This window comes from Geobacillus uzenensis (genome assembly GCF_002217665.1).
In the GTDB taxonomy this organism is placed as follows: Bacteria; Bacillota; Bacilli; order Bacillales; family Anoxybacillaceae; genus Geobacillus; species Geobacillus subterraneus.
In genome coordinates this window covers 847,831-874,133 of the sequence record NZ_NEWL01000006.1, presented here as the reverse complement: position 1 = coordinate 874,133, position 26,303 = coordinate 847,831, and the positions used below count along the sequence as shown (strand labels likewise).

Here is a 26,303-nt window from a genome sequence, read left to right as displayed (position 1 = left end):
CAAAACCGGAATTGGGAGCAGGAAGTCCTGCTCGTCTTCCCATCCTTTGGCGCCAAACGGCGGGGAGAATGGCCTCCAAAATTCGACATGTGGGAAGTCTATGCCCCATTAATTCACCGGCCTTCTAAGCGTAGGTGGGAGAGCGCTCAAGAACAGAATACATGCAGGTGTAATACAAAAAGCTGTAATCGGATGACACGCCCTCTGTTTTCGCTCAAACTCAGCCGGGATGTTCACTGACATGGACTAACCTGTTATTTGCACACATATATGTGTACAAATAAACATTTGCAGGAGGGATCATCCGTTGCCGATGTTATTCACTGGGGGGATCGCGGCGGTTTTGTCTTTCATTGTGATTGCTTTCATCTTTATCAAAAGGAAGAAAATCACATGCATGGCTGGAATGATGGCGGCGATGGCGTTAGGAATGTTGGCTGGGCTGACGGGCGGCCTGCTGGCTGGGATTTCTTACAACGGCAATCTCTTTTTGTCAACCATTTTAGGAATGGCTTTTGGGTTTTTAGCTGGATTTTTAGCTGGGATGCCGATCAGCATCATGGCCATCATCGACGGTGTTTTATCAGGAGTCATGGGCGGCATGATGGGAGCGATGTTAGGAGAAATGATTGCGCCTGAATATCGGGATTCTACGATTCACATCATGCTTGTTCTATTTGTTGGAATGGCTTGTATTGTTCTATACATGCTTCAACAAGAAACGGGTTTTAACCGTGCGTTTTTGATCAATAAACTATTCCATAACCCGCTATGGTTAGCAATCGTCCTTCCGCTGTTTTTCTATTTGTATAACCATTTATATAATGAATTTTCTCGATCTTCTAATCTTCCGATAACGAATCCGACTATGAACCATTTTATGGAGGGCCACAACCAAACTGCATCTCCGTTAAGCATCGAAACAAAGGGGAAAAAGGTAGTGATTGAAGCGACTGAATTTTATTACTTTCCTGAGAGTTTGCAACTGACTGTAGGACAGCCTGTTACCTTAATTCTGAAAAATAGCGGTCAAATGGAACACGATATCGAATTCGAAAATATGAAGATTTTGTTACAGCAGAATGACCATGGAAACCATGCAGAAAATGCGGACGTTCATGTTTATTCCTTGCCGGGGAAAACAGCCGAGGTGACGTTCATACCAATCGAACGCGGTGTGTTTCGATTTTATTGTACGGTTCCAGGGCATAAAGAATCTGGTATGGTTGGATTTGCGAAAGTTTCATAAGATGATGGCTGCCGAGATCTTCTCGGCATTTGTTTTGACCAATAGAAGGCGTGGCGACTAAAAGGGAAATGAACTTTTGTGAAAGCCTTGACAAATATTTGTAGGTTTTTATCAATATTTTCTCAATATTTTCTCCACAGTTTTTCTCTATTCTGAAAGTAAAGCAAGAGGAGAGAGGATGAAAACGTTGTGGATCAATTTTTGGCTGCATCAAGTGTGAATGGGAGTATTGACAAATGCTAAAGATGCGGAAAAGGGTGCTTGGAGTTCCAATTAGATTTTTCATTCAAGTCAGGCGAAATTATGACATAAATGGTTAGCGATAGGTGAGAATGATTTTTAGATCATGCAGGAGGTGATGAGGATGATGAGCGGGATGATGAGTGGCTGGGGGATGATGGGGTTTGGCATTCTCGGCTGGTTTCTTAATTTGCTTGTCATTGGATTGGTCGTGTATTTTGCAGTAAAACTCGCATTGCGCGATAAACGCTGATCGATTCGCCTCTTATTTCACGCACCTCCCTACTATTAGAGGAGGCAAGGAGGGGAAATCTTATGTTGAATCGCCGAGAGTTTCTTCGCAGGTCGTTAAAGGGGGCGGCTGGACTGCTGGCTGTTTCGGTATTGCCTGCAGGACTGGCTGCCTGCAGCAACGATAAGAAAACGGTCAATACAAGTTCAATGGCCAATCTCGGTCCTCTAAGCGAATTAGAAAAGGGAGAATTCCCTAAAAAGGTGCCGTATAAAGTCACCATAAAAGATGCATGGACCAAACAGGAAAGGGAAGGGTTTGTCTACATTAACAAAAATGAAGATGGTTCTTTACTCATTATGTCCCCGATTTGCACCCATCTAGGGTGTACCGTTGGAGATGCTGAGGAGAACATGCAGAAAACAGGCATCCGCTTCTTATGTCCGTGCCACGCGGGGCAATATGACGAATACGGTATCAATGTAGGGGGGCCACCGCCAAGACCGTTAGATACATTTGACGCTTATATTCAAGATGGCAATGTGTATATTGCCGTACTGAGCCCGAGGAAAAGGGAAAAATGAAAATCCGTTATTCCGCAGAAAAAACAGCAGGCTGGAACGTCCAACCTGCTACTTTTTCCTTTACGGCATGATGCTGATCCCGTTGGGCATTTCGCCTACTTGAACCGTTTGGATTGCTTTGTTTTGTTCTTGATCAATGACGCTCACGGTGTTGTCGAACATATTCGTAACGAAAACATACTTGCCATCCGGGCTTGTGACGACCCCATGCGCTCCGTTTCCTGTTTCAATTGTGGCCACGACTTGTTTCGTTTTTAAGTTTATCTTGCTTACAGAATGAGAGGGCGCCTCTTTCGTCCCTTGATTGGCGACATAAGCAAACGTATCGTCAGGCGACACGTACACTTGGGCTGGCCCTTGCCCGACAGGGATTTTTTCCACTTTCCCGCTTGTTACGTCAACAATGGCCAAGGCATTTTCAGCATTCAACGTTACGACTAACGTTTTGCCGTCCGAAGTAATGCCGGTTGTGACAGGGATGGATCCGACTGTGATTTTCTTTTCTTCTTTCATTGTTTGCAAGTTGAGAACACTGACGCTGTCTTCCCCCATGTTGGCGACATACGCGTATTGGCTGTCTTTGGAAATGCGAAACCCGTGCGGGCCTTTTCCGGTTGGAATGGTTTCAATGACTGAATAGCTCGCGAGATCAATAACGGAAACGTTATTGTCTTCATTATTGGTCACAAGGGCGTATTTGCCGTTTTCAGTAAACACGATATGGGCGGGATGGTGTCCCACTTCCACTTTTTTGATTAATTCATTCGTTTCCGTATCATAAAACAACGCCATTCCTTTCATATCCATCGACTGGTCATGCCCGTGTTGCATGGCCGGAACTAACGTAGCGCCGAGAATAGCTCCGTCGGGAGAAACTTGGACGTTATGGACCGCGCCGTCGACTTTGATCGTTCCGACCACTTTGTTTGTTCTCGCATCAATTTTTGAAATGCTTCCGCCCTCGTTGGCAGTAAAGTAGAATTTGTTCGTTTCTTGTGTTTGTTCAAGGGCGGCTGGCTGCCCATTTTTCTCTGGTTCGGTTTTGTCTTGAGGGGAATTGGCTGCGCACCCCCCGAGAACAAACGCCAACATCGCCAATAACGATAACCATACAATCGCGGTTTTGCGCATGAGCGGTTTCCTCCTTTTGCTTTAGAATTTAGGTTGAGTCTACCGACATGAATGACGGCAAAACGTGGTCGCCAAGTCAATTGAATGGCCTGCCGCAAACGGCAGCGAGAACGATTGTGGCTCACCCAACGGATGAAAATATGGTCGGGATTAGTACAGCCGAGGGAGTTTTCATTTCGAGAGATAACGGGAATACGTTTGAACGGTTTACGAGAAAAATTGATACGACGACATTTATGTTTCAAGAAAAGTCGGTTGTATTTGCAGCTGTAGAGAATGATCAGTCTATACTCATCAAACAATCATTAGACACAAAACACGAAGAAGTTCTTGCTGTTCCGCCATTGGATGAAAAAGATCATATCATGTATATAACTTCTAATCCAGCAAACGACAAAGAAATTGTGATCGTTACAATGAACGGGGATATTTTTATGACAAAAAATAACGGTGGAAGTTGGACAAAACTAGCATCAGAAGGGGAAATATAGGGACATGCGGGCGCATGTCTTTTTGTTTGCCTAAAAATATATCGCTCCATAATTTTTGCAAAATTCACTGCTACAATATAAGTAACGGATGGAGAGGGTGAGAAGAAGAGTGTATTCATTCCTAAGCCAAATCAGCAACCTGCTGAGCCAGCCGTTTCTGAATATGGCCAACAGCACAACAGCGCTTCCTGTTTTGTCAGCGTTTCTTCTTGGCATCGTTGGAGCGATGGCTCCGTGCCAGCTGACTAGCAACTTAGGAGCAATCACGTTGTACAGCAACCAATCTCTGCAAAAGGGGATCGCTTGGAAAGAACTGCTTTTATTTATTTTCGGAAAGGTCATCGCTTTTTCCGGGTTAGGCTTGATCGTCTGGTTGATGGGGAAGGAGATTCAAAGTACACTGACACTATACTTTCCATGGTTAAGAAAGCTGATTGGCCCGATTCTTGTTCTCGTAGGCTTGTATTTGTTAGGGCTTTTTAAAATGTATTGGAATGTCACTTTGTTCAGAGTGCCGGAGAGATGGGTAAAAGGAAAAATCGGTTCGTTTTTCATGGGATTTGGCTTTTCGTTGGCTTTTTGTCCAACGATGTTTGTTTTATTTTTTGTTACTCTAATGCCTCTCGTATACTCAACGTCTTATGGAGTGTTGTTGCCGAGCGTCTTTGCCGTCGGAACTTCTGTACCGGTTATTTTCTTCATCCTCATCCTTTGGTACTTAGGATTGAGCGGTGCTGTCATGAAAAAAGGAAGACGGGTAGGGAAGCTCATTCAGCAAACCGCTGGAATTGTGATGGTATTGCTTGGCGTGTTCGATACCATCACTTATTGGTTTTAAAGAAGATGATGCAGTAACAATGTTTGGAAGAACGTTTCAAGATGGTTAGGGTGATGTAGTTATAGTTGTATTTTTTTCGTCGCAAAGAAGAATCCTTTCTAATACCGATAGAAATATGAATTTTGGGGGAATGTATATTGCAATTCGGCAATATAGTCGTTCAGGGCGAAAATCTTTTGCTTATCAGCGGCTTATTGATCAGTTATGTCATGTTTTATTATGGTATTAAAGTATTAAAATTGTGAATTTTTTGTGGAAAGCGGGCTTTTTCCTGCGCAGGTATTGATTACGGTTTTGTGGTGAACATGATTTGTAGAGGGGATCTCTGTTGCATTTTATACCCATTACCGGTATAATGTAATGAAAAGAGGTGATGTTTGATGAACCATTATGAAGATCATAATATGGATAAAAAAATGGTTCCACGAACGGAACAGGAAATCGAACGCATCATCAAGCGCTTGAAGCGCATCGAAGGACAAGTGCGCGGTGTGCAAAAAATGGTGGAGGACAATCGTTATTGTATTGATATTTTAGTGCAAATTTCAGCGATCACGGCAGCGTTAAATAAAGTAGGATTGAACTTGTTAGAACGTCATGTCAGCCATTGTGTGTCGAAAGCGATCCGCGAAGGAAGTGGAGAAGAATCCATTCGCGAATTAATGGATGTCATTAAACAGTTCTCAAAGTGAAAGGAGTGGGAAGCATTATGAGTGAACAAAAGCATGTCACACTTAGAGTGACCGGCATGACATGTGCCGCGTGCGCCAATCGGATTGAGAAAGTATTAAATAAGATGGATGGCGTAGAAGCCAATGTCAATTTGGCAATGGAAAAAGCAACGATTAAATATGATCCATCGAAGCAAAATATAGCCGATATCGAAATGAAAATTGAGAATTTGGGGTATGGCGTTGCGACAGAAAAAGTGACGCTTGATATTGAAGGAATGACATGTGCGGCCTGTGCGACACGGATTGAAAAAGGGTTAAATCGGATGGAAGGTGTTACAAGCGCTGCTGTCAACTTGGCGACAAACAGCGCGGTGGTCGAATACAAGGAGGGTGTCACATCTGTCGAAGACATTTTAGAGAAAATCAAAAAGCTTGGGTACAGGGGGCAAATTCGAAACGAAGAACAAGACCATGCTGGTCGGAAAGAAGAGCGGCTGAAACAAAAACAACGGCAACTCGCCATTTCCATCATCTTATCGTTGCCGCTGCTTTATACGATGCTGGCTCATATGCCGTTTGATATGGGCTTGCCGATGCCGCAGCTCTTGATGAATCCGTGGTTCCAGCTTCTTTTAGCTACACCCGTTCAGTTTTACATCGGCGGTCCCTTCTATGTCGGGGCGTATCGGGCGTTGCGCAACAAAAGCGCCAACATGGACGTTCTCGTGGCGCTGGGGACATCGGCCGCGTACTTTTACAGCTTGTATGAAGCGTGGCGGACGCTTGGGAATCCTGACTATATGCCGAGGCTGTATTTTGAAACGAGCGCCGTCTTGATTACGCTTGTGCTTGTCGGCAAATACTTTGAGGCTCTTGCGAAAGGGCGGACAACCGAAGCGATCTCGAAGCTAGTCAGCCTGCAGGCGAAGGAAGCGACCGTCATTCGGAATGGGGAAGAAATGAAAGTTCCGCTGGAGGAAGTGGTGATCGGCGATACGATTCTTGTCAAGCCAGGAGAAAAAATTCCGGTAGACGGTACAGTCATCTCCGGCGCTTCTTCCGTAGACGAATCGATGATTACCGGTGAATCGATCCCGGTTGATAAGAAGGAAGGCGACTATGTGATCGGGGCGACGATGAATACGAATGGCGTACTGACCATTCGTGCCGAAAAAGTCGGAAAAGATACCGCGCTGGCCAATATCATTAAAATCGTTGAAGAGGCGCAAGGGTCGAAAGCCCCGATTCAGCGGATGGCGGATACCATTTCCGGCATTTTCGTACCGATTGTTGTCGGAATTGCTGTCGTTGCATTCATTATATGGTACTTCTTTGTTGCGCCGGGTGATTTGGCGAAAGCGCTTGAGGCGGCCATCGCCGTTCTTGTCATCGCGTGCCCTTGTGCGCTCGGTTTGGCCACACCGACATCGATTATGGTCGGCACCGGCAAAGGGGCAGAACAGGGAATTCTCTTTAAAGGAGGTGAGTACCTAGAGAGAACGCATCAAATCAATGCCGTATTACTCGATAAAACAGGAACCGTGACAAAAGGAAAACCGGAAGTCACCGATGTGCTAGCCTTCCGCGAGGACATGCTCGATTATGCGGTTTCCGCCGAGAGCGCTTCGGAGCATCCGCTGGCTCATGCGATTGTTGAATACGGGAAGAAACAAGCGATTTCGATGAAGCCATTGGAGCACTTCTCCGCCATTACCGGCCACGGAATTGAAGCGGTCATTGACGGAAAAAGCATCCTTATTGGGACGCGAAAATTGATGAAGGAACGCTCTGTAGCGATTTCTGTGCATGAAGATAAAATGGTAGAGCTTGAAAAACAAGGGAAAACAGTGATGCTCGCTGCCATCGATGGACAGCTTGCCGGCATCATTGCTGTCGCGGATACGGTAAAAGAAAGCTCCAAAGAAGCAATTCAAACATTAAAACAAATGGGCATCGATGTCTATATGGCAACAGGGGACAATCAACGGACAGCGGAAGCGATCGCCAATGAAGTCGGCATTGAGCATGTGTACGCCGAGGTGCTCCCGGAAGACAAAGCGAACATCGTCGAGGAATTGCAAAAGCAAGGAAAACGTGTGGCGATGGTCGGTGATGGAATTAATGACGCTCCAGCTCTGGCCAAAGCGGATATTGGGATGGCGATTGGCACGGGAGCTGATGTCGCCATCGAGACCGCGGACGTGACCTTGGTCGGCGGCGATTTGCGCCATATCCCGAAAGCCATTGAGTTGAGCCGCAAAACGATGAAAAACATTCGGCAAAATCTGTTCTGGGCTTTGTTCTATAATACAGTTGGCATTCCTGTAGCCGCTCTCGGGCTGTTGGAACCTTGGATCGCTGGGGCAGCGATGGCATTTAGCTCTGTATCGGTTGTGACAAACGCGCTTCGTTTGAAACGCGTGAAACTATAAACATTCAAGGAGGAATGGATGATGACGATTACATTACAAGTACAAGGAATGACATGCGGACATTGCAAAGCGGCGGTGACCAATGCCCTTCAAGCGTTGGATGGCGTCAGCCGTGTAGAAGTGCATTTGCAAGAAGGAACTGTCGATGTGGAGTATGATGAAACAAAGGTCAGCGTAGAAAAACTGAAAGAAGCGATTGAAGAGCAAGGATATAATGTGAAGTAACATGAAAGAGAGAGGGTGTCTCAAAAGTGATCACTTTTGAGACACCCTCAAATAGTATTATGATGACATTTTACGGCATTCTTCAGCACACTGACGGCATAAATTGGCACATTCCTGACAGTGTGTATCTTGGAATTTTGCACATTCAGCGGCACAAGCATCGCAAATTGTCGCGCAAAGTTGGCAAAACTCCTTCGCATACATGCTTCCGCGAGACATCCATTGAGCCGCCATGGCACAAATATCTGCACAATCCCTTAAAATGTTGATACAATGTGTTCTAGCCTGTACGTCAGCTGCTTTTAAACATGAAGTCAGACATTCTTCACAAGCTTGCATACATTGGTTGCAAGCATCAATACACGTTTGAAATTGTTGAAATGATGAATCAATAACCGTTGTCATATATAATCACTCCTTTTGATTTAAATTCATTTTTATTTTTTTCTAACTAAAAAATAATAAACTGGAAATAAAAACAAAAAAATAAGAGGCTGTCTCAAAAGGTTGCTAAATCGACCTTTTGAAATCAGCCTCTTTTATTTACTACGATAAGCTGTTATTCACCTTTATTCGTTGTGTCATTCGGATCTGGGGTATAGTCCGATTTGTAATCGGTATATTTTACTTCTGTGACCATTCCGGCTGAAGCATGGTGCAAGTCATGGCAATGGAACATCCAATTTCCCGGATTATCCGCTTTAAACGCGACGACATATTCTTCACCAGGGTTTACATTTAAGGAATCCTTTATCAATGGAGAGCCTGTGACCGGCTTGCCGTTTTTGCTTAATACTTGGAAGAAATGGCCGTGTAAATGCATCGGATGTACATCTTTTGGTGAATTGTTCACAATTCTGACTTTTACTAAATCTCCTGTCTTCACATTAATAGGCGCTGTGTCAGGATACGTTTTCCCATTAATCGTGTAGACCATGCCATCTTTGCCCATGGCTGTTCCTAAATCCATTGTGTACTCTACATCATATTTTTGGTCTAGTGTAAATTGACCTACTTCATATTTTCCGTATGTTGTTATATCCACAACAGGGAGGTTTTCTTTTGCATTTTCTTTATCCGTATTGTTTGTCTGGTCTTCGTATTGAATTTTCACTTTCATGCCATCGGTACCTTCCATATCACCATGACATTCTAATAACCATTCACCCGGGTTATTCGCGATAAATTCAATATCATAACGTTCACCCGGAGCAATACTTAAAAGTTCATCTTTGATTGGTTGCGGATCTTTTAACGGCTGCCCGTCAGTTGCGACAATTTTAAACTCATGACCATGCAGGTGAAGTTTGTGGGCCATGTATCCTGCGTTGATCAGACGAAGCCGCACCTTTTCGCCTTTCTTCACTTTTAAAGGTTGGACAGCGGAACCGCTTTTCCCGTTAATCGTGAAAATATCATACATACTCATATCATGGCCCATGCTGCTCATATCCATTTGTTGATTATCAGAGCTATTTCCATTATTCATATTACTATGATCCATGCCGCTCATATCCATATTTCCTTCATCCGGATTGCTCATCCATTCATCTAACACAAGTGTATAATCTCGATCGACTTTTTCTTCATTTTTCGGTTCTACGATTAATGTACCGTATAATCCCTTGTCCACTTGCTCGGCGCTTTTTTGATGGGAATGATACCAATACGTTCCCGGCACGGTTGCTGTAAATTCATACGTAAACGTTTCACCCGGTTTAATGGCGTCCATCGTGACACCCGGTACTCCATCTTGGTTATTTGGAACAGGGTAGCCGTGCCAGTGAATCGTTGTCGGTTCCGGCAATTCATTTTTTACTACGATTTTTACTTTGTCTCCTTGCTTCACGCGGATTTGTGCACCAGGCACGGATCCATTATACGTGTATACCGGGAGTTTGATTTGACCATTAATGGGTAATAACGCTTCCTTCGCAGTAAGGTGAATTTCTTTCCCGGATAATACTTCTGTATTGGTTGCTAAAGGCAATTGCTGCTTGCTCGTTTCAGCGGAAGTATTTTCTTTTTCCATATTCATGCCGGACATGTCGTGTCCCTGCATGGAAGATGGATTTGAGCAAGCTGCGCCAATCGCTGCTACTCCTGCGAAAATGGCGCCAAGCAGCCATTTTTTCATGTCGTTTTCCCTCCTTAAGCTTGTAGTGGGAGATGCAATGATATGATAAAAAATAGATGTGCAAAATGTATGGAGAAAATCGTTCAACTGAAATGTAAAAAAAGGCAAGCGATTCGGATTCACCGATGTCTAACGGTGGTAGGTAATCGCCTGCCGTCCCATTTGAACCCAAGCGTCGATAAAGTCTTGTTTCGGCGCTTTTTGGTTTTTGACAGCGGTCAATGGATCATTGAAATAAATGTACTGCTCATCGTATCCCGTAATGAGCACCGCGTGTTCCCGGTACGTGATTTTGATCGGGCCTTGCGGGGTTTGCCATTCCCGAAAGGCAGAGGGAGGAAGAGGACGAAAGGTGGTGTTGGTGATCACCCAAACCGGTGTGCCTTTGGCCAAGTATGTATAGATGTTCTCAAACGATTGCCCTGTTAAGTCGATGATTTGGTTAGGCAAGTACCGCTCAGCCAACTGCTTGATCGGCTTATGGTACACGCCGTATCCAGGCTTCGATAACGTATACATATCGCCGACAAACCCTTCATTTGGGTGGCCGTAAAACACTTGGCCATTTCGCACTTGATACGGAGTAGGATTTTTCTTGATTTGTTTCGCCAACGTCATCTTATCGACGCGAATGCCCGCATGATTCAAGAGCATGGCCAAGCTGGTTACTTCGCATCCCCTCGGCAGTTCCGGAAGCTGAGACAAAAGGGGGGCGTCAATCAGGACGGATGTCCTTAGCGCTTGTTTCTTTGAAGAGGCAACTGATCGATTCGCCTCCTTTGCTTGATTGCTGGGGGACGGATTGGTTTCTCTGCTGTTTCTGTTCTGTATGAAGGCTTTGATGGCATCGCCTGTCTGGGCCGAACTTGCATAATAGGATAATGAGGCGGCCAATAGCAAGAAACAGGAAATATACAATCCGAGCGACAGTTGATCCATCCTCCCGTTTAGAGGTCTTCTCAAGAGAACAAAACAAAGGGAAACGATGAGAAAAGTCAAAAAAAGGATAAACGCTAACAAGCCATTCTCAACTCCTTTATAACACGTGTGTGTTTTTATAGTAACAGATCGATGTGCAAAAATAGTGAAATTCACACTTTCTCCATATTTTATCGTTAATATTATGAGAAACTGAAAATCTTGCAAGCAGTTTTCCTGAAAAAATGGAAACAGATTGTTTTTGAAACTTGATGTTGTGTACGATAGAATGAAAGTGTCTTTGTATAAATCATTTTAGTTTTAAACAAAAAGGTTTTTGGTGTTGTTTTTGGATTCTTCTTAGCAAAGTGGGGGGGACAATCATCGCCATGTGCGGTTTTATTGGCTGTATTCATGATCGCCCAAGAGCGATTGAGCAAACATGGAAAACAACGTTGGTGGAGATGAACCGCCTGATTACCCATCGCGGCCCCGACGATGAGGGGTATTTTTTTGATGACTACGTGAGTTTTGGTTTTCGGCGTTTGAGCATCATCGATCTGGAGGCGGGACATCAGCCGCTGTCTTATGAAAACGATCGATATTGGATCATTTTTAACGGGGAAATTTACAACTATCTTGAATTGCGGGAAGAGCTGGCGGCGAAAGGATATTCGTTTGCGACGCATTCGGATACCGAGGTGATTGTTGCCCTTTACAGCGCGGAAAAAGAAAAAGCGGTCGAAAAGCTGCGCGGGATGTTTGCGTTTGTCATTTGGGACAAGCAAGAGAAAACGGTGTTTGCGGCGCGGGATCCGTTCGGCATTAAGCCGTTTTTTTATGCGGAGCAAGGAGATCGCACGTTTTTCGCTTCGGAAAAGAAAAGCATCTTGCTGGCCCTCGGACAGGAATCGCTGAACGGCGACTCCCTGCAGCATTATTTAACATTCCAATATGTCCCTGAGCCGCTGACGATGTCGGCCGGCATTTACAAGCTGGAGCCGGGGCATTATCTCAAGAAAAAAGTCGGAAAACCGCTCACCATTCATCGTTATTGGAAGGCATCCTTCGAGCCCATTCGCCAATCGGAAGAGGAGCTTGTAAAGAAAATCCGCGATGCGCTGTTTGATTCGGTCAACGTCCATATGCGCAGCGATGTGCCGGTCGGTGCGTTTTTGTCGGGAGGCATTGATTCATCGTTCATCGTCGCCATCGCGAAACAATTCCATCCGCACCTGAAGACATTTTCCGTCGGGTTTGAGCGGGAAGGGTTCAGTGAAATCGATGTCGCAAAAGAAACCGCAGAGAAGCTTGGGGTAGACAACATTAGCTATGTCATCTCACCGCAGGAGTATATGGAAGAGCTGCCGAAAATTATGTGGCATATGGACGATCCGCTTGCCGATCCTGCGGCTGTGCCGCTGTATTTTGTCGCTCGTGAGGCGAGAAAGCATGTCACGGTTGTGCTTTCCGGCGAGGGGGCGGACGAGCTGTTTGGCGGCTACAACATTTACCGCGAACCAGAGTCGTTGCGGCTGTTTGCGCGCATGCCAAACATCGTAAAAGCGGTGTTGCGGGTGATCGCGAAGATGCTTCCGGACGGGATGAAAGGAAAAAGCTTTTTGGAGCGCGGCACGACGCCGCTTGAAGAGCGGTATGTCGGCAATGCCAAAATCTATAGCGAAAAGGAAAAAGCGGCGCTGCTCAAAACGTACCGAGGAGGGTGCGAATATACGGCGGTGACGGCTCCGTTTTACCGCGAAACGCTTCATGACCCGCCCGTCAACCGGATGCAGTATATTGATCTTCATACATGGCTAAGGGGCGATATTTTAGTCAAAGCGGACAAAATGACGATGGCCCATTCGCTTGAGCTGCGCGTTCCCTTTTTAGACAAAAAGGTATTTGAGGTTGCTAGGCAAATCGCCCCTGATATGAAGATAGCCAACGGTACGACGAAATATATTTTGCGCAAAGCGGCCGAGGGCATCGTGCCGGATCATGTGTTAAACCGGAAAAAATTAGGGTTCCCCGTGCCGATTCGCCACTGGCTGAAAAACGAAATGTATGACTGGGCGAGACAGCTCATCCACGAAAGCGAAACTGATCATCTGTTCCATAAGGACGTGCTCTATCGGCTGCTGGATGAACATGCCCGCCACAAGGCGGACCACAGCCGCAAGCTGTGGACGGTCTTGGCGTTTATGGTTTGGCATCAAGTCTATGTGGAAAAGAAGTACGATTTTGCTCCATCCGTACAAAACGAGAAGCGGCCAGCGTCTGTTTTGGAGGTGTAGCAGGGAAACGACAGGGCGTTCTAAGGGCGACACCTAGAACGCCTTTTTCGATGGTGCGGACAGTTTCCTTGCCTTTGGCGAAGCGAAAGAGAAAATTTGCTTTCTCCCGCTCTTGCAATTTTCCCGGTTTTGGTATATGCTTGTTCCATCAGGATGCTAAACTACTATATATTGGTTTTGAGGTCTTTTTTTACAACTACATATTGTTCTGCTAAGCAACGGTGTCCATCAGGACTTAATAGGGAATCCGGTGTGAATCCGGAACTGCCCCCGCAACTGTATGTGCGGACGAAATGGGATGGCCACTGGCGGCAAGAGCCATTCAGCGCGCCGCTGGGAAGGACCCAAAGTAGGACGATGCACGAGTCAGGAGACCTGCCTTGCTTGGAACGTTTCATGTTCTTCGGGGTGTGAGAAGATGAAACGATAGGGGAAAAGAACAAGGGGTTCGTCTGCCTTTTTCCGTCTGTCGTTTCATCCGCTCGCCTGCCCGAGCGGATTTTTTTATGGAGGAGAGGGGAAACGAATGACCGCATTGACGAAAATGATCATCATCGATGACCAAGGGAAGCCGGTTTCTTTTTCACGTGAAGAGTTTGCGTCGCTGATTGGGCAAGCCGCCGCTGGATTCGGCCGTCTGTCGCTTGATGAATACGTCGAGCGTGTTTGGCAGCTTCTCAGTCGAAAGGAGTCCGTCACGGTAGAACAGCTGCACCAAACGGCTATTTTGGAAGGACTTTCTTACATTGATGAAGATGAGCCGGACTGGACGTTTGTGTGCGCCCGGCTGTATTTGCGGCAATTGTACCGTGAAGCGGCGCGGCAGCGCGGGTACGATGAACGCGAGCGGTATGGCGATTTCTACTCGCTGCTTGTTGCGCTGACGGAACAAGGGGTGTACAGCCCGCTATTGCTTGAGCGTTATACGAAAGAAGAGATCGAGACGGCTGGCTCATTTCTTGATCCAGGCAAAGACTTGTTGTTTACGTATATCGGGCTGCGCACGCTCGCTGATCGGTATTTGGCCCGCGATTATGAGCGGCGGTTGTATGAATTGCCGCAGGAGCGGTTTTTGGTCATTGCCATGACGCTTATGGCGAATGAACCGCCAAAGCGGCGGCTTGAGCTCGTGAAGGAAGCGTATTGGGCGTTAAGCAACTTATACATGACCGTGGCGACGCCGACGCTTGCCAATGCCGGGAAGTCATACGGCCAGCTGTCGAGCTGCTTTGTTGATACGGTCGATGACAGCTTGCAGGGGATTTACGACAGCAACACCGACATCGCCAATTTATCGAAATCGGGCGGCGGCATCGGCGTCTATTTAGGCAAAATCCGGTCGCGCGGCAGCGACATCAAAGGATTCAAAGGGGTCTCCTCCGGCGTCATCCCGTGGATGAAGCAGCTGAACAATACAGCGGTGAGCGTCGATCAGTTAGGACAGCGAAAGGGAGCCATTTCCGTCTATTTGGATGTGTGGCATAAAGACATTTTTGCGTTTCTCGATGCGCGGCTCAACAACGGCGACGAACGGCTGCGGACGCATGATTTGTTCACCGGCGTTTGCATCCCTGATTTGTTCATGGAGCAAGTCGAACAGCGCGGCGACTGGTACTTGTTTGATCCGCATGAAGTGCGGAAGGTGATGGGATTTAGCTTGGAAGACTTTTATGATGAGGAAAAAGGGAGCGGCAGCTTTCGGGAAAAATATTGGCAATGTGTCAACGAACCAAGACTGTCGAAAGAAAAAGTGCCGGCGATCGAAGTGATGAAAAGCATCATGCGCAGCCAGCTCGAGTCGGGGACGCCGTTTATGTTTTACCGCGATGAAGTGAACCGGCAAAATCCGAATCGCCATCTCGGGATGATCTACTGCAGCAACCTTTGCACGGAAATCGCGCAAAACCAAAGCCCGACGGTGACGAAGCGGCAATATGTAAAAGACGGGATGATCATCATTGAGAAAATCCCAGGCGATTTTGTCGTCTGCAATTTATCGTCGATCAACTTGGCGCGGGCGGTGACCGATGGGGTTTTGGCGCGGCTCATCCCGATTCAAATGCGGATGCTCGATAATGTCATTGATTTAAACAATATTCCGGTGCTGCAGGCCGGCCTGACGAACGAAAAATACCGCGCTGTCGGGCTTGGAACCTTTGGCTGGCATCATCTTTTGGCGTTAAAAGGCATTCGCTGGGAGTCGGACGAAGCGGTCCGCTATGCCGACGAGCTGTATGAAACGATCGCGTATTTGGCGATTCAAGCGAGCATGGAGCTCGCCAAAGAGAAAGGGAGCTACCCGGCGTTTCCGGGGTCGGACTGGCAGACGGGCGCTTATTTTGAGCGGCGCGGCTACGAAAGCCACGGTGAACTCGATTGGGATCGGCTGAAGCAAGATGTGGCCCGCTACGGGATGCGCAACGGCTATATCATGGCCATCGCCCCGAACACATCGACGTCGATCATCGCCGGCAGCACGGCGAGCATTGATCCCATTTTCTTAAAAGTATACGCCGAGGAAAAGAAAGATTATAAGATTCCCGTTACGGTGCCGGATTTAAACGAACAGACGACATGGTATTACAAATCGGCGTACCATATCGACCAACGTTGGAGCATCAAGCAAAACGCCGCCCGCCAGCGCCATATCGACCAAGCCATCTCCTTTAACTTCTACGTCATGAACACGATTAAGGCAAAAGAGCTGCTCGATTTGCATTTGACGGCGTGGAAGTCGGGGCTGAAAACGACGTATTACGTGCGTTCGACATCGGGGACGATCGACGAGTGCGATTCTTGCGCGAGCTGACCATGGGGCGCAACAAACGCCTTTGGTCGGGCTTTCCCTTCCTTGTGCGGGAGGGGCGTCCGAGGTTGGCCGCGCACATGATACTAGAAAACGAAAGGAAGGAATGGACGATGACGATCGGCTTAGTCAAACGACCGATTATGGATCCGGAGGCGCCGAACCGTTCGACGGGCATCATCAACGGCCGCTGCTCGAATGTGTTGAACTGGGACGATATTGCCTACCCATGGGCGTATGCGAAATATAAGCGAATGCTCGCCAACTTTTGGACGCCATTTGAAATCAATATGGCCCAAGATGTGAAGCAGTTTCCGCAGCTGACCGCCCGCGAACAGGAGGCGTTTTTGAAAATCATCGGTCTTTTAGCGCTGCTTGACAGCATCCAAACCGATTACGCCGGACGTGTCGCTGATTACATTACGGACCCGAGCATCAATGCGCTCATGATCATGCTCGCCCAGCAGGAAGTCATTCACAACCATTCCTATTCGTACGTGCTCTCGAGCCTTGTGCCGAAAGCGAAGCAAGATGAAGTATTCGACTTTTGGCGGAACGAACCGACGCTGCGCAAGCGGAACGATTTTGTGACGAACGGCTACAAGGCGTTTGCGGAAGAGCCGAATGTGGAAAACTTGTTGCGCTCCATCGTTTTTGACGTCATTTTAGAAGGACTGTTTTTCTACTCAGGGTTTGCGTTCTTCTACAACCTTGCGCGCCAGCAAAAAATGGTGGCGACGAGCACGATGATCAATTACATCAACCGCGACGAGCACATTCATGTTGATTTGTTTGCGAAAATTTTCAAAGAAGTGTTGAACGAATACCCGGAGTATCGGACGCCGGAGCTTTCCGATTTTGTCCGTGAAACGTTTACGAAAGCGGCTGAGCTGGAAATCGAATGGGCCGGGGAAATCATCGGGAATGACATCGATGGCATCGACTTGGCTGATTTGGAAGCGTACATTAAGTTTTACGCCAACGTCCGCGCTCATCAGCTCGGATTTGACCGCCCGTTTGACGGCTACCGGACGAACCCGCTCCGCTGGATTAAAGCGTATGAAGAAGTTGACCTTGGCAAATCAGACTTCTTCGAGCAAAAACCACGCCAGTATACGAAAGTGCAAGTGGACAACGGATTTGATGAGTTATAAATGAGAGAAGCCACGTTTGACAACGGTCAGCGTGGCTTTTTTGTCAGGCAAGGCCGTTCGCCTTTTGCTTGACTTGCCGTTTTTTGACCTACATTTCGCACCCTGAATAAAAATTCAAAGTAAGCCTGATTTTAACGAATAAAAATTAGTTATTTTACAATATTTGGAAAAACATTTATTTTTATGTGAATATTGAGGTTGTTTTTTGTATATTATGCAAAGATTGCGAAATATGAGTTTTGAACGAACAGCAGCGGGCGTTTTAGCAGGACAGATGATGCCAAGCAGTCTTGAAATGTGAGCGAACGATGTATCATTCAATGGGGATGGGACTTGGTGTTGCTGGCGCGCGAGCAGCCCACCTGATTCAAGGGTGAGCTGCTTCCGTTCAGAGCAGACATGGTTTGTGGCGATATCTCGTTTCCTGTTTACGGGAAATGACGACATTAAAGCAACTGTTCAAATGATATCTCCGAGCCACTTTTGGGCGTGCTGACGGCTGACGAGTTCGTCGAGCTGGCGGATTTTTTTCCACGCTAAGTCGTCGCTGATCGTTCGATAATGGTGGCGGCCGCCGGGCTCCTCGTCGGCTTCGTCGGCCCATTTGACGATGGCTTGGAGCGGCGTTCGTTTCCATTCTCCTTCTGGAAGGTAGGAATCGGTATGAAGCAAAATCGCCAGGGCAATTTCCTTAGCGTTTTGCGGATGTTCGCCAAGGCGGATCAGCAGCTTATGGGCGCGCTCGGCCCCTTTGATGGCATGGATGTCGTTTTGCCGGTATTGTTCGTAGTCCCAACGGCCGTTTTTGTACCATGTGTAATGGCCGATATCATGAAGCAGTGCCGCTTTTGTCGCCAAGTCGACGTTCACTCCGTGGCGGAGGGCAAGGTGGTAGGCATGGTACGCCGCGGTGATGGCGTGGGCGAGGCCGGATCGTTTTAAATATTTTTGCGCAATCGGATGGGCAAAGACGTCGGTTAAGGTGACCGTTCTCATAGGCATCCCCTCCGTTTTTTGTATTTCTCACCATCATACCATGGCGTAAAGAGTCAGGCAATGAGAGAAAGTAGGTGGGAGCGGTTGCATGGGAAAAAATAAGCCGATCGTGCTAAAATAGCGCTCGGCTTATTGGATTTGTGCTTGGCAGGCAAGCCGTTTGGCTGGTTGATCCGTTTTTTCGCGCTCGCGCCGCGTTTTCGGAGCGAGAAGGTGAGCGCCGGCGAGAACGGTGACCATGCAACGGCCACACGTTCCTTTTTTGCATTTGTGATCGAGCAGAACACCTTGTCCTAGGGCGGCGTCAAGAAGCGAAACGCCGGGGGCTGGCTGCACGGTGAACGTTTTCCCTTTTTGTTCGATTTGAATGACAGACGGCCGCACGGCGGACGGCCCATCGGGCTTAGGCGGCGCGGCAGAAATGGAGCGCTCCGATGGCCGGACGGCAGGCTTCAGTGAGCCGACCGTGAATGTTTTACCCATTTTTTTACACATCTCCTTTAAATTACATGGTTAGTTTGAAAATGAATCTCATTTACATCCGAATGAATGATTGGTATCATAATAGTAAAAGGAATTGCGAAAACGCCATCTTGGCTAGGGACAAGGGGGAGACACCATGGGCATTCCGATGAACGGACTGCGCGATATGAAAGCGATTTTGGCCAACGAGCGAAAAGTCGGCGGCGCGGTGGAAGCGGCGCTTCTCCGCCTCCGTTCCGGCGAAGAATATCGAAACGTCTGCATCGTTCATATCGATCAACTAGGCGCCCAATACTATTCGGTCGGTTTTGTGACCGAACAAGGGGAACGGCTCATCGTCAACGTTCATGACATCAGCGTCATCTCTGCGCCTGAACATAAAAAAATTCGTGAGCTGAACAACGCCGCTTATAAACGGGAAGCCATCAACAACAAGCGGCGCTATTTAAAACGGCTGTTCGATATTTATCAAGGCAGCTATACCGTCCATTTTTGGCAGGAAGCGAAAATGATTATCGATGACATCGGTGTTGAGGCGCTCAGCCCCGAATTGTCGCTGCTCGTTTCGAACGTTCAAGACCAAGCAGCCCGCACGGCTTGATGGCCAACTAGCAAGACGCCCAGCGGTTTGTAAATCCGCTGGGCGTTTCGATTGTTGCAAGCAGCGGATGTGGCTATTGAATCGCCTTCGGACGCTTTGGCCCATGTCTAGCCAGCCTCCCGCTAATGTGTCCCCTCTTTCCCTGAAAAGAGAAATTACGAGGCCCCGGCTGGATCTTCAAGCGTACAGATGGCGCTCGGCCGTTTGATGCGCGGCACAACCGATTCGTAGACACGGAACAAGTAGTTCATGTTTTCCGTATCTAAAAACGCGGTTTGCACATCGACGGCAACAGCGAGGTCGATGTTTTGCCGCCCTGTGTCAATGACGACCCCGCGTTTGCCTTTAATGACCGGAGTTTGGTAAATGCCGGCGGTCATCAGCTCGCGGATGTGCTCAATTTCAAGCACGTGCGTTCCTTCATGGACGCGGTGGATCAACGCATACAATTCCGGCGACAAGACGAGCGCGTATGGGCCGGTATGGCCGAGCTGAAGCAGCTTGTTGCGTGCTTCGACGACGTCAGTAAAGGCGTTGCCCGATTTCATCCAATCGCTGCGAATGTGGGCGATTTTTCCTTTGACGTTCATAATGCCCGGCACATCAAATTCAGTTGAACCATTGAAAATCAAATCGTCCTCGAGCAGCGCGCACTGCTGGGCGGCGTTGGCGGCGGCGGAAAAGTCGATCGGGCTGCCGAGCTGTTTCGCCTGTTCAATGTCACGCCAGTACAAAATAAAGTCTTTATACAAAAGCGGGATCGTTAAATGCACGCGGCGCGCCGGCTCGGAAAGGCTCAGCTCTTTGCCGTGGAAGCTCATGTCCCCCTGTTCCGGGTTCATATAAATATCGTTGGCGACCGACTGGACGCCTTCGCCAAGCGGACCGTACAAATCGATAAACCTACGTCCGACGAGCTGGCGGCGCGCCGTTTCAATGACCATTTCGTCAAGCTCGCTCCATTGGCTGCTCGTGAGCGGGGCTTCCGGGTATAGTTTTGTTTTGTCCATAGCTCTCTCCTTCCTTATCTGTTTTTTAAGCTGCCAACCGTCAGCTGACGCCGTGTCCCTTCTTGTGGACGGATGGGGGGCGACGCGGCGGGCGGGGCGGCGTATTGCGCTAGCTTCAAATGCTCTTTTTGATTTTCTTTTTCATCCGTCGGTGTTGCGGCGGCGAAGGAAACCGGCACGTCCAGCGCGCGATTGAGCGTTTCGAGAGCGGCTTTCATCCGCTGGTAGTCCGCAGCGGTCATGTCGCGCAGTGCCGTAATGGGTGGTTCATGTTCCGTCCCTTTATAGTGGAAGAGGGACAAATCGAGATGCTCCAAAAAGTTGTGCAAGCCGAATTTTTCAAGGCTGATATCTTGCAACAGGCGCAAAAAGTCGCCGTTTTCCCGCGATAAGAATGCTTCGTCCGCCAATGCCTCCTCCAACTTTGGAAGCAAGGCGGTCAAACGGTCAAACCGGTGTTCCTCTTCTTCGTAAATATGATGCCAATACAGCCGTTCATGGTCGTCCGCGGCCTTTTCAATCGTCGGCTCTAAAATCGCTTGAAACTGGCTGAGCGCCTCTTTCGACCGGCCGAGAATGGCGCTGACTTCCGCTAACGTGTCGTACAATGGACTCCCTCCTACACTATGATTGATTGTTATCATCTTTTCCATATTGAAAGAGGCATAAACATCTCGTCTTCCTTCGAACGTCACCTTTTCTCCTGGTCCGGAATAAAACAGAATAAGGAACATTGCCCACTTGATATGCGACGCGATTCCAGCGATAATGGAAACGATGTGGAATGAATGCCGCCAAGCGGCACGGAAGAAGTAAAGAAGGTGACAGAACGATGGAACATGCGGAACAGATTTATCAAAGACTCGTAGAGATTTGTGGAGAAAGAAATGTCCTTCGCGATGAGCCGATGAAAAACCATACATTGGTGCGGATCGGCGGCAAGGCCGATTTTCTCGTCTGGCCGGAGACGTACGAGCAGGTCATTGAGGTGTTGCGGCTGAAAGAAGAGTACGGCCTGCCGTTTACGCTTCTTGGCAACGGTTCGAACGTCATCATCCGCGATGGCGGGCTGCGCGGCATTGTCATGCAGCTGAAGCATTTGAACCGCATTTGGCGTGAAGGAAACAACGTGATCGCACAAAGCGGGGCGGATATTAAAGCGGTGTCGCGGTTCGCGCTCGAACAACACCTCACCGGGTTGGAGTTCGCCTGCGGCATTCCGGGATCGGTCGGCGGGGCGATTATGATGAACGCCGGAGCGTACGGCGGGGAAGTGAAAGATGTGCTTGACCATGTCAAGGTGGCGACGCTCGCCGGCGAGTTGAAAACATTGACAAACGAGGAACTGGAGCTCGGTTATCGAACAAGCATCATCAGCCGGACGCATGATATTGTGCTTGAAGTCGTCTTTTCCCTGCAGCCGGGCGACTATGCACAAATCAAGGCGAAAATGGATGATTTAACCTTTCAGCGCGAATCGAAACAGCCGCTTGAGTATCCGTCGGTCGGAAGCGTGTTTAAGCGTCCGCCGGGCTATTTTGCCGGCAAGCTCATCCAAGACAGCGGCCTTCAGGGAAAAGGATTCGGCGGTGCGGAAGTGTCGACGAAGCACGCCGGATTCATCATTAACAAAAACAATGCGACGGCTGCCGATTACATCGCGACGATCGACATGGTGCGCAAAACCGTAAAGGAGAAGTTCGGAGTTGATTTAGAGCTGGAAGTGAAAATTATCGGTGAGGAATGATGACTGATCCGAATCCGGTTTGCGGGTTCGGATTTTTCTCATTTCGACGAGAGGAAAAATGAAACCAACCGCCAATAGGTAAGAAAAGGGGTTATGAATGGGGGAAGAGGATGAACCTTTATTTCATGATCAATCCAGCCGCCAAAAACGGCCGGTCCGTGTCCATTTGGAAGCAGCTGCAACCGCTGCTGGATCGGGAAGGAATCGCCTATCAGGCATATTGGACGAGCCGAAAGGGAGAAGGAAAGGAAATCGCCCGACGAATCGGCGAGGAAAGCGTCGAGCCGACGGTGATTGCGGCGGTCGGGGGCGATGGGACCGTGCATGAAGTGGTGAACGGAGCGGGTTCGTTTCCGCACGTTGCGATTGGCTGCATTCCGGCCGGAACGGGAAACGACTTTGTCCGCGGCTTCCGGCTTGCCCGAACATCGAAACAGGCGCTCCAACGGCTGTTGAGTGACGTTCGGCTAGGCAGGGTTTTGTCTTTCGATCTCGGCCGTTTTGCCAGCAGCGCCGTGCCCGACGGCGTGTTTGCCAACAGCATCGGCTGCGGTTTTGACGCCCATATCGCCCGCATGGCCAACCGTTCAAAATGGAAAGGGAGGCTGAATCGTTTTGGACTCGGTTCGTTCATTTATGTGTTTTATTTAGTAAGAGAGTTGTTTCGCTATCAACCGGTTGACCTTGATATTTGTGTGGATGGACAGAATTATTCGTTTTTGAAGGCCTGGCTGGCAACGGTTTCGAATCACCCATACTACGGTGGGGGAATGCGCATCGCTCCGTCCGTCCGGGCCGATGACGGCTTGCTTCATGTGACGGTCGTCGGGCCGATGCCGCGTTGGAAAATTCTTGCGCTGTTTTTAACCGTATTTTGGGGCGGGCATGTACGAATGAAAGAAGTTTGCGTGTTCACTGGTCGGAACGTGCGCATCCGCCCTGCCGCTCCTGTCCCGATCCACGCGGATGGCGAGGATGCAGGAGAAGGGGAAGTATTTGCTTGGATTGAGCCGGGGCGTTTGCGGGTCATTGGCGTGAAAACCAGGTGAGTGATTCATTCGTATACTGCAAGTAGACGTAAGGAGGGCGAGGCATGGGGAAGCACTGTTGGCTTTGCCCTGCGCGATGGATTGCCGGCGGCAATCAAGGCGCATTTGATTATTCGCTATAGCATCGAGGCGTTTGACCGAGCGATTGTGATTCGCGAAGTGATTAGCTAGGGATTTACCAGCATGGCAAATATTCTGAATAAGCAAAGCAAGAGCAAGGAAGCGAGCGGTTAAGGCGGAGGTGAAAGAACAATGGAACGACGATGTCCATTATTGTCAAGGAGAAAGGGCTGTTTCCCGTTCGCTTCGGAAAACAGCCCTTGCTTTAGCAACAGCTTCAAAACGGAACTTATTTTTTGTTCTTTTCTTCCTTGTCTTGTTTTCTATGGGCCGGCGAATGGTCGTTTTTCACCTGCGGTTTGGCTGTTTGTTTCGGAGGTTGTGAAACAGAGACAGAGGCGCGGAACGCTGCTTGCTGCTTTCCGGCTGCCGCTGCTTGATGTTCCCGGCCGTTTGCTTTGGCGCTCGCGGCGACACCTTGGCGGACACTGCCCTTTGCTTCCGCTTTTATGGCTCGCGTCAGCGACGATTTCGTGTCTGCTTTGGGGGCGGTGTTCGTTTGTTCATCTAGACGAACCGCTGTATCGTCTTCCACCGGTGCAGCGGCTGGCTTTTCTGTTTCGATGGATTCAGGAGCCGTTGGTGCGCTCTCGTTTTTCGCTTCCTCCGTTTCGCCGGCCGGTGCTGTCGGTGCTGTTTGTTCATCGCCTATTTCCTCTACTTGGCTGCTTTGTTCTGCCTGTTTCGCCAACCGTTTTTCTATTTTGGCTTCCAGTTTTTGTTTCGCTTTTTCAATGTTGCGGGCGAGCACCTCTTTGGCGCGCGGGTTTTTCACCCGTTCAAGTGCGGCTTGCAAGGCCGTGATGTTTTGCGAAAATTTTTCTTCCAGCTGTTGGCGCAATGCTTCGGCATCAGGTTTTGCGGTTTCCCCGCTTGGTTCATCCGCTTGTTTTGTTTTTTCATACACATTCCATGCTTGATCTTGTTGTTTCAGGGCATTGGCGAGCACTTCTTTTGCTTGCTCGACGTCTCCGCGTTCAAGCAGCGCCTTTGCTTCGGCTAGCCGCTCTTCAGCGAATTCAGCGAGCCGTTTCGCCTTTTCCGCATCGTCAAACGTGAGGGCAAGTTCGATTTTTTCCATCATGGTTTTGACAAAGTAGAAAAAGTCGCCTGGCAACAAAACCGGGACGTCGTGGTTGACACCGGCATCTGCTTCGGTTGCCGTGTTGCCGTCTGTTTTCCCCTCGATTCCTGTGCTGGCGAACACCGCCGGGCTGTAAGGAGTGAGCGCAACAGCAGCGGCAAGTGCGCTTGTTGATAGTATGCGAGGGAGCGAAAATCGCTTGTTCATCACCATCGTTCCTCCTTTTGCTTTGGGTTTCGTTATAACGTTTTCGCAGTTGACCCGTCTGTTTTCGACTGTAGGCGCGAAAAATCAGGCGAAAGAAGCAGAAAAATAGGAAAGAAAGGGAAACGGTGAGATTCCCTTCACGGTTTGGCAGTTAGCCGCCTGTTTGGTATAATGGAAATAAGTTTGGTAACGACGATATCCAAGGCGACTCCTGCCAATCCGTTTGGTGGGAGTTTGTTTTTGCGATGAGCGCCTAGTGGGGCTGACGGGATAAGGGGGCACCGGCCAATGCCATGCCGGGCGAAAACGAAAGGAGCAAACCGGTCATGACGGAGCGGGTGGATGACATTGTTGATGTTTGTTTATTAGCGGGAAAATTGATGCTTGAAAGCGGTGGGGAGACGTACCGGGTGGAAGATACGATGGGGCGCATCGCCGCTTCGTTCGGTGTTTCCCGCTCACACAGCTATGTGACCCCAACGGGCATCATGTTTTCCGTTGAGGGAACGAATGTAACACGGTTTATTCGCATTTCCGAGCGTTCGACCGATTTATCCAAGGTGGCGCTTGTCAACCACATTTCCCGCCGCATCAGCAGCGGCGAACTGTCGCTCGACGGAGCGCGCAAAGAACTGGAACGCGTTCAGCAGCTGCCACTCGGTTATCCGCTTTGGCAGCAAACCGCTGCCGCAGCGGCGGCGAGCGCTTGTTTTGCCTCGCTGTTAGGCGGCATGAATCATTTTCTCCCTTCCCTTCTTTCTGGTGGAATGGCGTTTTGGTGTTTTGAAATGATGCATCGGTTCGTGAAAATCCGATTCTTCGCTGAATTTTTTGCCGCTTTTGTCGCCGGTGGGATCGTGCTGTTGATGGAAAGTGCCGGATTTGTCAGGGACGTAGGAAACATGATGATTGGCTCGGTGATGCCGCTCGTGCCGGGGCTGGCGATTACCAATGCGGTGCGCGATTTAATGGCCGGCCATTTGATCGCCGGTTTGTCGCGCGGTGCTGAGGCGTTTTTAACCGCGTTTGCGATCGGCACCGGCATTGCCTTTATTTTATCGATTCGTTAGCAGGGAGTACCGATGATGATTGTGCAGCTGTTGCTTAGCTTTGTGGCGTCATCGCTGTTTGGCGTCATTTTCAATATTCCGAAACGATTGCTGCCGCACAGCGGATTTGTCGGCATGAGCGGCTGGGCGATGTATATGGCCGCCGCCCGGTCGGGGGTGGACGGTGTCGCCGCCACGTTTGCAGCGGCGTTTTTCGTCGCTTTTGTAAGCAACGGGTTCGCCCGCCGCTATCGAACGCCGGCGACGATTTTTATCGTCTCTGGCATTATTCCCCTTGTGCCGGGCGGAACAGCGTTTGAGGCGATGCGCCATGTTGTCATGAACGATTACAATGCGGCCATTTCACTAGCGGCAAAAGCGTTCATGATTTCTGGGGCGATTGCGATGGGGCTCATTTTTTCTGAGGTCGTCAACCAACTGGTCAAGCGCCGCCCTTAACTGCGTGTAGTTGTTTTTTCCAATCATTTGCCTATCGTTGTATTTGTTTGCTTGAATATTATAATGAATATAACGATGTTTTTTCTATTG

At 48.8% G+C, this 26,303-nt stretch carries 24 protein-coding genes, 1 pseudogene and 1 riboswitch; of the genes and pseudogenes, 16 read left to right on the top strand and 9 right to left on the bottom strand.

Translation table 11 applies throughout. From position 1 onward, the window contains the following. The first annotated feature begins 313 nt into the window (after positions 1-313). The 3 genes from B9L21_RS11825 (at position 314) to B9L21_RS11820 (ending at position 2,305) form a co-directional block, all read left to right on the top strand. The gene (locus tag B9L21_RS11825; RefSeq protein ID WP_063167401.1) at positions 314-1,249 is read left to right on the top strand and encodes a cupredoxin domain-containing protein; all 936 of its coding nucleotides are present in this window, start codon (positions 314-316) and stop codon (positions 1,247-1,249) included. Positions 1,250-1,613: 364 nt separating this feature from the next. Then, positions 1,614-1,742: a hypothetical protein gene (locus tag B9L21_RS18105; RefSeq protein ID WP_257722309.1), complete on the top strand. Its 129-nt coding sequence runs from the start codon at positions 1,614-1,616 to the stop codon at positions 1,740-1,742. 62 nt (positions 1,743-1,804) lie between these two features. After that, entirely contained in the window at positions 1,805-2,305 is a 501-nt protein-coding gene (locus B9L21_RS11820) for a ubiquinol-cytochrome c reductase iron-sulfur subunit (RefSeq protein ID WP_063166539.1), read from the top strand. 60 nt (positions 2,306-2,365) lie between these two features. On the opposite strand, the gene B9L21_RS11815 is transcribed toward B9L21_RS11820, so the two are convergent. Next, complete coding sequence (locus B9L21_RS11815; protein ID WP_011230396.1) at positions 2,366-3,436, bottom strand: YncE family protein; 1,071 nt, start codon at positions 3,434-3,436, stop codon at positions 2,366-2,368. Between the two features lie 50 nt (positions 3,437-3,486). Between B9L21_RS11815 and B9L21_RS11810 the strand changes: the two are divergent. The 5 genes and pseudogenes from B9L21_RS11810 to copZ all read left to right on the top strand — a co-directional run. Continuing rightward, a pseudogene (locus B9L21_RS11810) lies at positions 3,487-3,927 on the top strand (hypothetical protein); the annotation flags it as partial. Between the two features lie 109 nt (positions 3,928-4,036). Next, positions 4,037-4,765 (top strand): sulfite exporter TauE/SafE family protein, encoded by a 729-nt coding sequence (locus B9L21_RS11805; RefSeq protein WP_015863917.1) that lies wholly within the window; start codon positions 4,037-4,039, stop codon positions 4,763-4,765. Positions 4,766-5,145: 380 nt separating this feature from the next. Next, positions 5,146-5,457: a metal-sensing transcriptional repressor gene (locus tag B9L21_RS11800; protein ID WP_047817983.1), complete on the top strand. Its 312-nt coding sequence runs from the start codon at positions 5,146-5,148 to the stop codon at positions 5,455-5,457. A 17-nt stretch (positions 5,458-5,474) separates the two neighbouring features. After that, a complete protein-coding gene (locus B9L21_RS11795) occupies positions 5,475-7,871 on the top strand; it encodes a heavy metal translocating P-type ATPase (protein WP_063166538.1) in 2,397 nt (798 codons plus the stop codon). A 21-nt stretch (positions 7,872-7,892) separates the two neighbouring features. Then, entirely contained in the window at positions 7,893-8,096 is a 204-nt protein-coding gene (gene copZ / locus B9L21_RS11790; protein ID WP_015863916.1) for a copper chaperone CopZ, read from the top strand. Between the two features lie 57 nt (positions 8,097-8,153). Here copZ and B9L21_RS11785 read toward each other — a convergent pair whose 3' ends face one another. The 3 genes from B9L21_RS11785 to B9L21_RS11775 all read right to left on the bottom strand — a co-directional run bounded on the left by B9L21_RS11785 (position 8,154) and on the right by B9L21_RS11775 (position 11,253). Next, positions 8,154-8,501 carry a four-helix bundle copper-binding protein gene (locus tag B9L21_RS11785; RefSeq protein ID WP_082816566.1) on the bottom strand — a complete coding sequence of 116 codons (348 nt, stop codon included), beginning with the start codon at positions 8,499-8,501 and terminating at the stop codon, positions 8,154-8,156. Positions 8,502-8,655: 154 nt separating this feature from the next. After that, positions 8,656-10,233 carry a multicopper oxidase family protein gene (locus B9L21_RS11780; RefSeq protein ID WP_063166537.1) on the bottom strand — a complete coding sequence of 526 codons (1,578 nt, stop codon included), beginning with the start codon at positions 10,231-10,233 and terminating at the stop codon, positions 8,656-8,658. A 129-nt stretch (positions 10,234-10,362) separates the two neighbouring features. Then, entirely contained in the window at positions 10,363-11,253 is an 891-nt protein-coding gene (locus B9L21_RS11775) for a C39 family peptidase (protein WP_013146009.1), read from the bottom strand. Positions 11,254-11,540: 287 nt separating this feature from the next. Here B9L21_RS11775 and asnB point away from each other — a divergent pair, with 287 nt between their 5' ends. The 3 genes from asnB to B9L21_RS11760 all read left to right on the top strand — a co-directional run bounded on the left by asnB (position 11,541) and on the right by B9L21_RS11760 (position 17,408). After that, positions 11,541-13,448, top strand: a complete 1,908-nt coding sequence (gene asnB / locus B9L21_RS11770) for an asparagine synthase (glutamine-hydrolyzing) (RefSeq protein WP_063166536.1) — start codon at positions 11,541-11,543, stop codon at positions 13,446-13,448. A gap of 202 nt (positions 13,449-13,650) precedes the next feature. Beyond that, positions 13,651-13,846, top strand: a riboswitch (cobalamin riboswitch). A gap of 128 nt (positions 13,847-13,974) precedes the next feature. Continuing rightward, complete coding sequence (locus B9L21_RS11765; protein WP_063166535.1) at positions 13,975-16,257, top strand: ribonucleoside-diphosphate reductase subunit alpha; 2,283 nt, start codon at positions 13,975-13,977, stop codon at positions 16,255-16,257. A gap of 110 nt (positions 16,258-16,367) precedes the next feature. After that, the gene (locus B9L21_RS11760) at positions 16,368-17,408 is read left to right on the top strand and encodes a ribonucleotide-diphosphate reductase subunit beta (protein ID WP_063166534.1); all 1,041 of its coding nucleotides are present in this window, start codon (positions 16,368-16,370) and stop codon (positions 17,406-17,408) included. A gap of 459 nt (positions 17,409-17,867) precedes the next feature. Here B9L21_RS11760 and B9L21_RS11755 read toward each other — a convergent pair whose 3' ends face one another. Both B9L21_RS11755 and B9L21_RS11750 read right to left on the bottom strand, forming a co-directional pair. After that, positions 17,868-18,404: an HD domain-containing protein gene (locus tag B9L21_RS11755; protein WP_011230414.1), complete on the bottom strand. Its 537-nt coding sequence runs from the start codon at positions 18,402-18,404 to the stop codon at positions 17,868-17,870. A gap of 129 nt (positions 18,405-18,533) precedes the next feature. Beyond that, positions 18,534-18,887, bottom strand: coding sequence for a 2Fe-2S iron-sulfur cluster-binding protein (locus B9L21_RS11750; protein ID WP_011230415.1), 354 nt, complete (start codon positions 18,885-18,887; stop codon positions 18,534-18,536). Between the two features lie 136 nt (positions 18,888-19,023). Between B9L21_RS11750 and B9L21_RS11745 the strand changes: the two genes are divergently transcribed. Further along, on the top strand, positions 19,024-19,488 hold the full coding sequence (locus B9L21_RS11745; protein WP_063166533.1) for a hypothetical protein: 465 nt from the start codon (positions 19,024-19,026) through the stop codon (positions 19,486-19,488). A 155-nt stretch (positions 19,489-19,643) separates the two neighbouring features. Here the strand turns inward: B9L21_RS11745 and B9L21_RS11740 are convergent, their stop codons facing one another. Beyond that, positions 19,644-20,498, bottom strand: a complete 855-nt coding sequence (locus B9L21_RS11740; RefSeq protein WP_063166532.1) for a family 1 encapsulin nanocompartment shell protein — start codon at positions 20,496-20,498, stop codon at positions 19,644-19,646. A 14-nt stretch (positions 20,499-20,512) separates the two neighbouring features. Beyond that, positions 20,513-21,106: an IMEF encapsulin system ferritin-like cargo protein gene (locus tag B9L21_RS11735; protein ID WP_063166531.1), complete on the bottom strand. Its 594-nt coding sequence runs from the start codon at positions 21,104-21,106 to the stop codon at positions 20,513-20,515. 224 nt (positions 21,107-21,330) lie between these two features. On the opposite strand from B9L21_RS11735, the gene murB reads away from it, so the two are divergent. Continuing rightward, positions 21,331-22,245 carry a UDP-N-acetylmuramate dehydrogenase gene (gene murB, locus B9L21_RS11730; RefSeq protein WP_063166530.1) on the top strand — a complete coding sequence of 305 codons (915 nt, stop codon included), beginning with the start codon at positions 21,331-21,333 and terminating at the stop codon, positions 22,243-22,245. Positions 22,246-22,355: 110 nt separating this feature from the next. After that, positions 22,356-23,294, top strand: a complete 939-nt coding sequence (locus B9L21_RS11725; protein WP_063166529.1) for a diacylglycerol/lipid kinase family protein — start codon at positions 22,356-22,358, stop codon at positions 23,292-23,294. A gap of 349 nt (positions 23,295-23,643) precedes the next feature. On the opposite strand, the gene B9L21_RS11720 is transcribed toward B9L21_RS11725, so the two are convergent. Beyond that, a complete protein-coding gene (locus B9L21_RS11720) occupies positions 23,644-24,705 on the bottom strand; it encodes a DUF5667 domain-containing protein (RefSeq protein ID WP_225995649.1) in 1,062 nt (353 codons plus the stop codon). 326 nt (positions 24,706-25,031) lie between these two features. Here B9L21_RS11720 and B9L21_RS11715 point away from each other — a divergent pair, with 326 nt between their 5' ends. Further along, complete coding sequence (locus tag B9L21_RS11715) at positions 25,032-25,775, top strand: threonine/serine exporter family protein (protein ID WP_063167400.1); 744 nt, start codon at positions 25,032-25,034, stop codon at positions 25,773-25,775. Positions 25,776-25,787: 12 nt separating this feature from the next. Further along, positions 25,788-26,213 carry a threonine/serine exporter family protein gene (locus tag B9L21_RS11710; protein ID WP_020279520.1) on the top strand — a complete coding sequence of 142 codons (426 nt, stop codon included), beginning with the start codon at positions 25,788-25,790 and terminating at the stop codon, positions 26,211-26,213. The last annotated feature ends 90 nt before the right edge of the window (positions 26,214-26,303 follow it).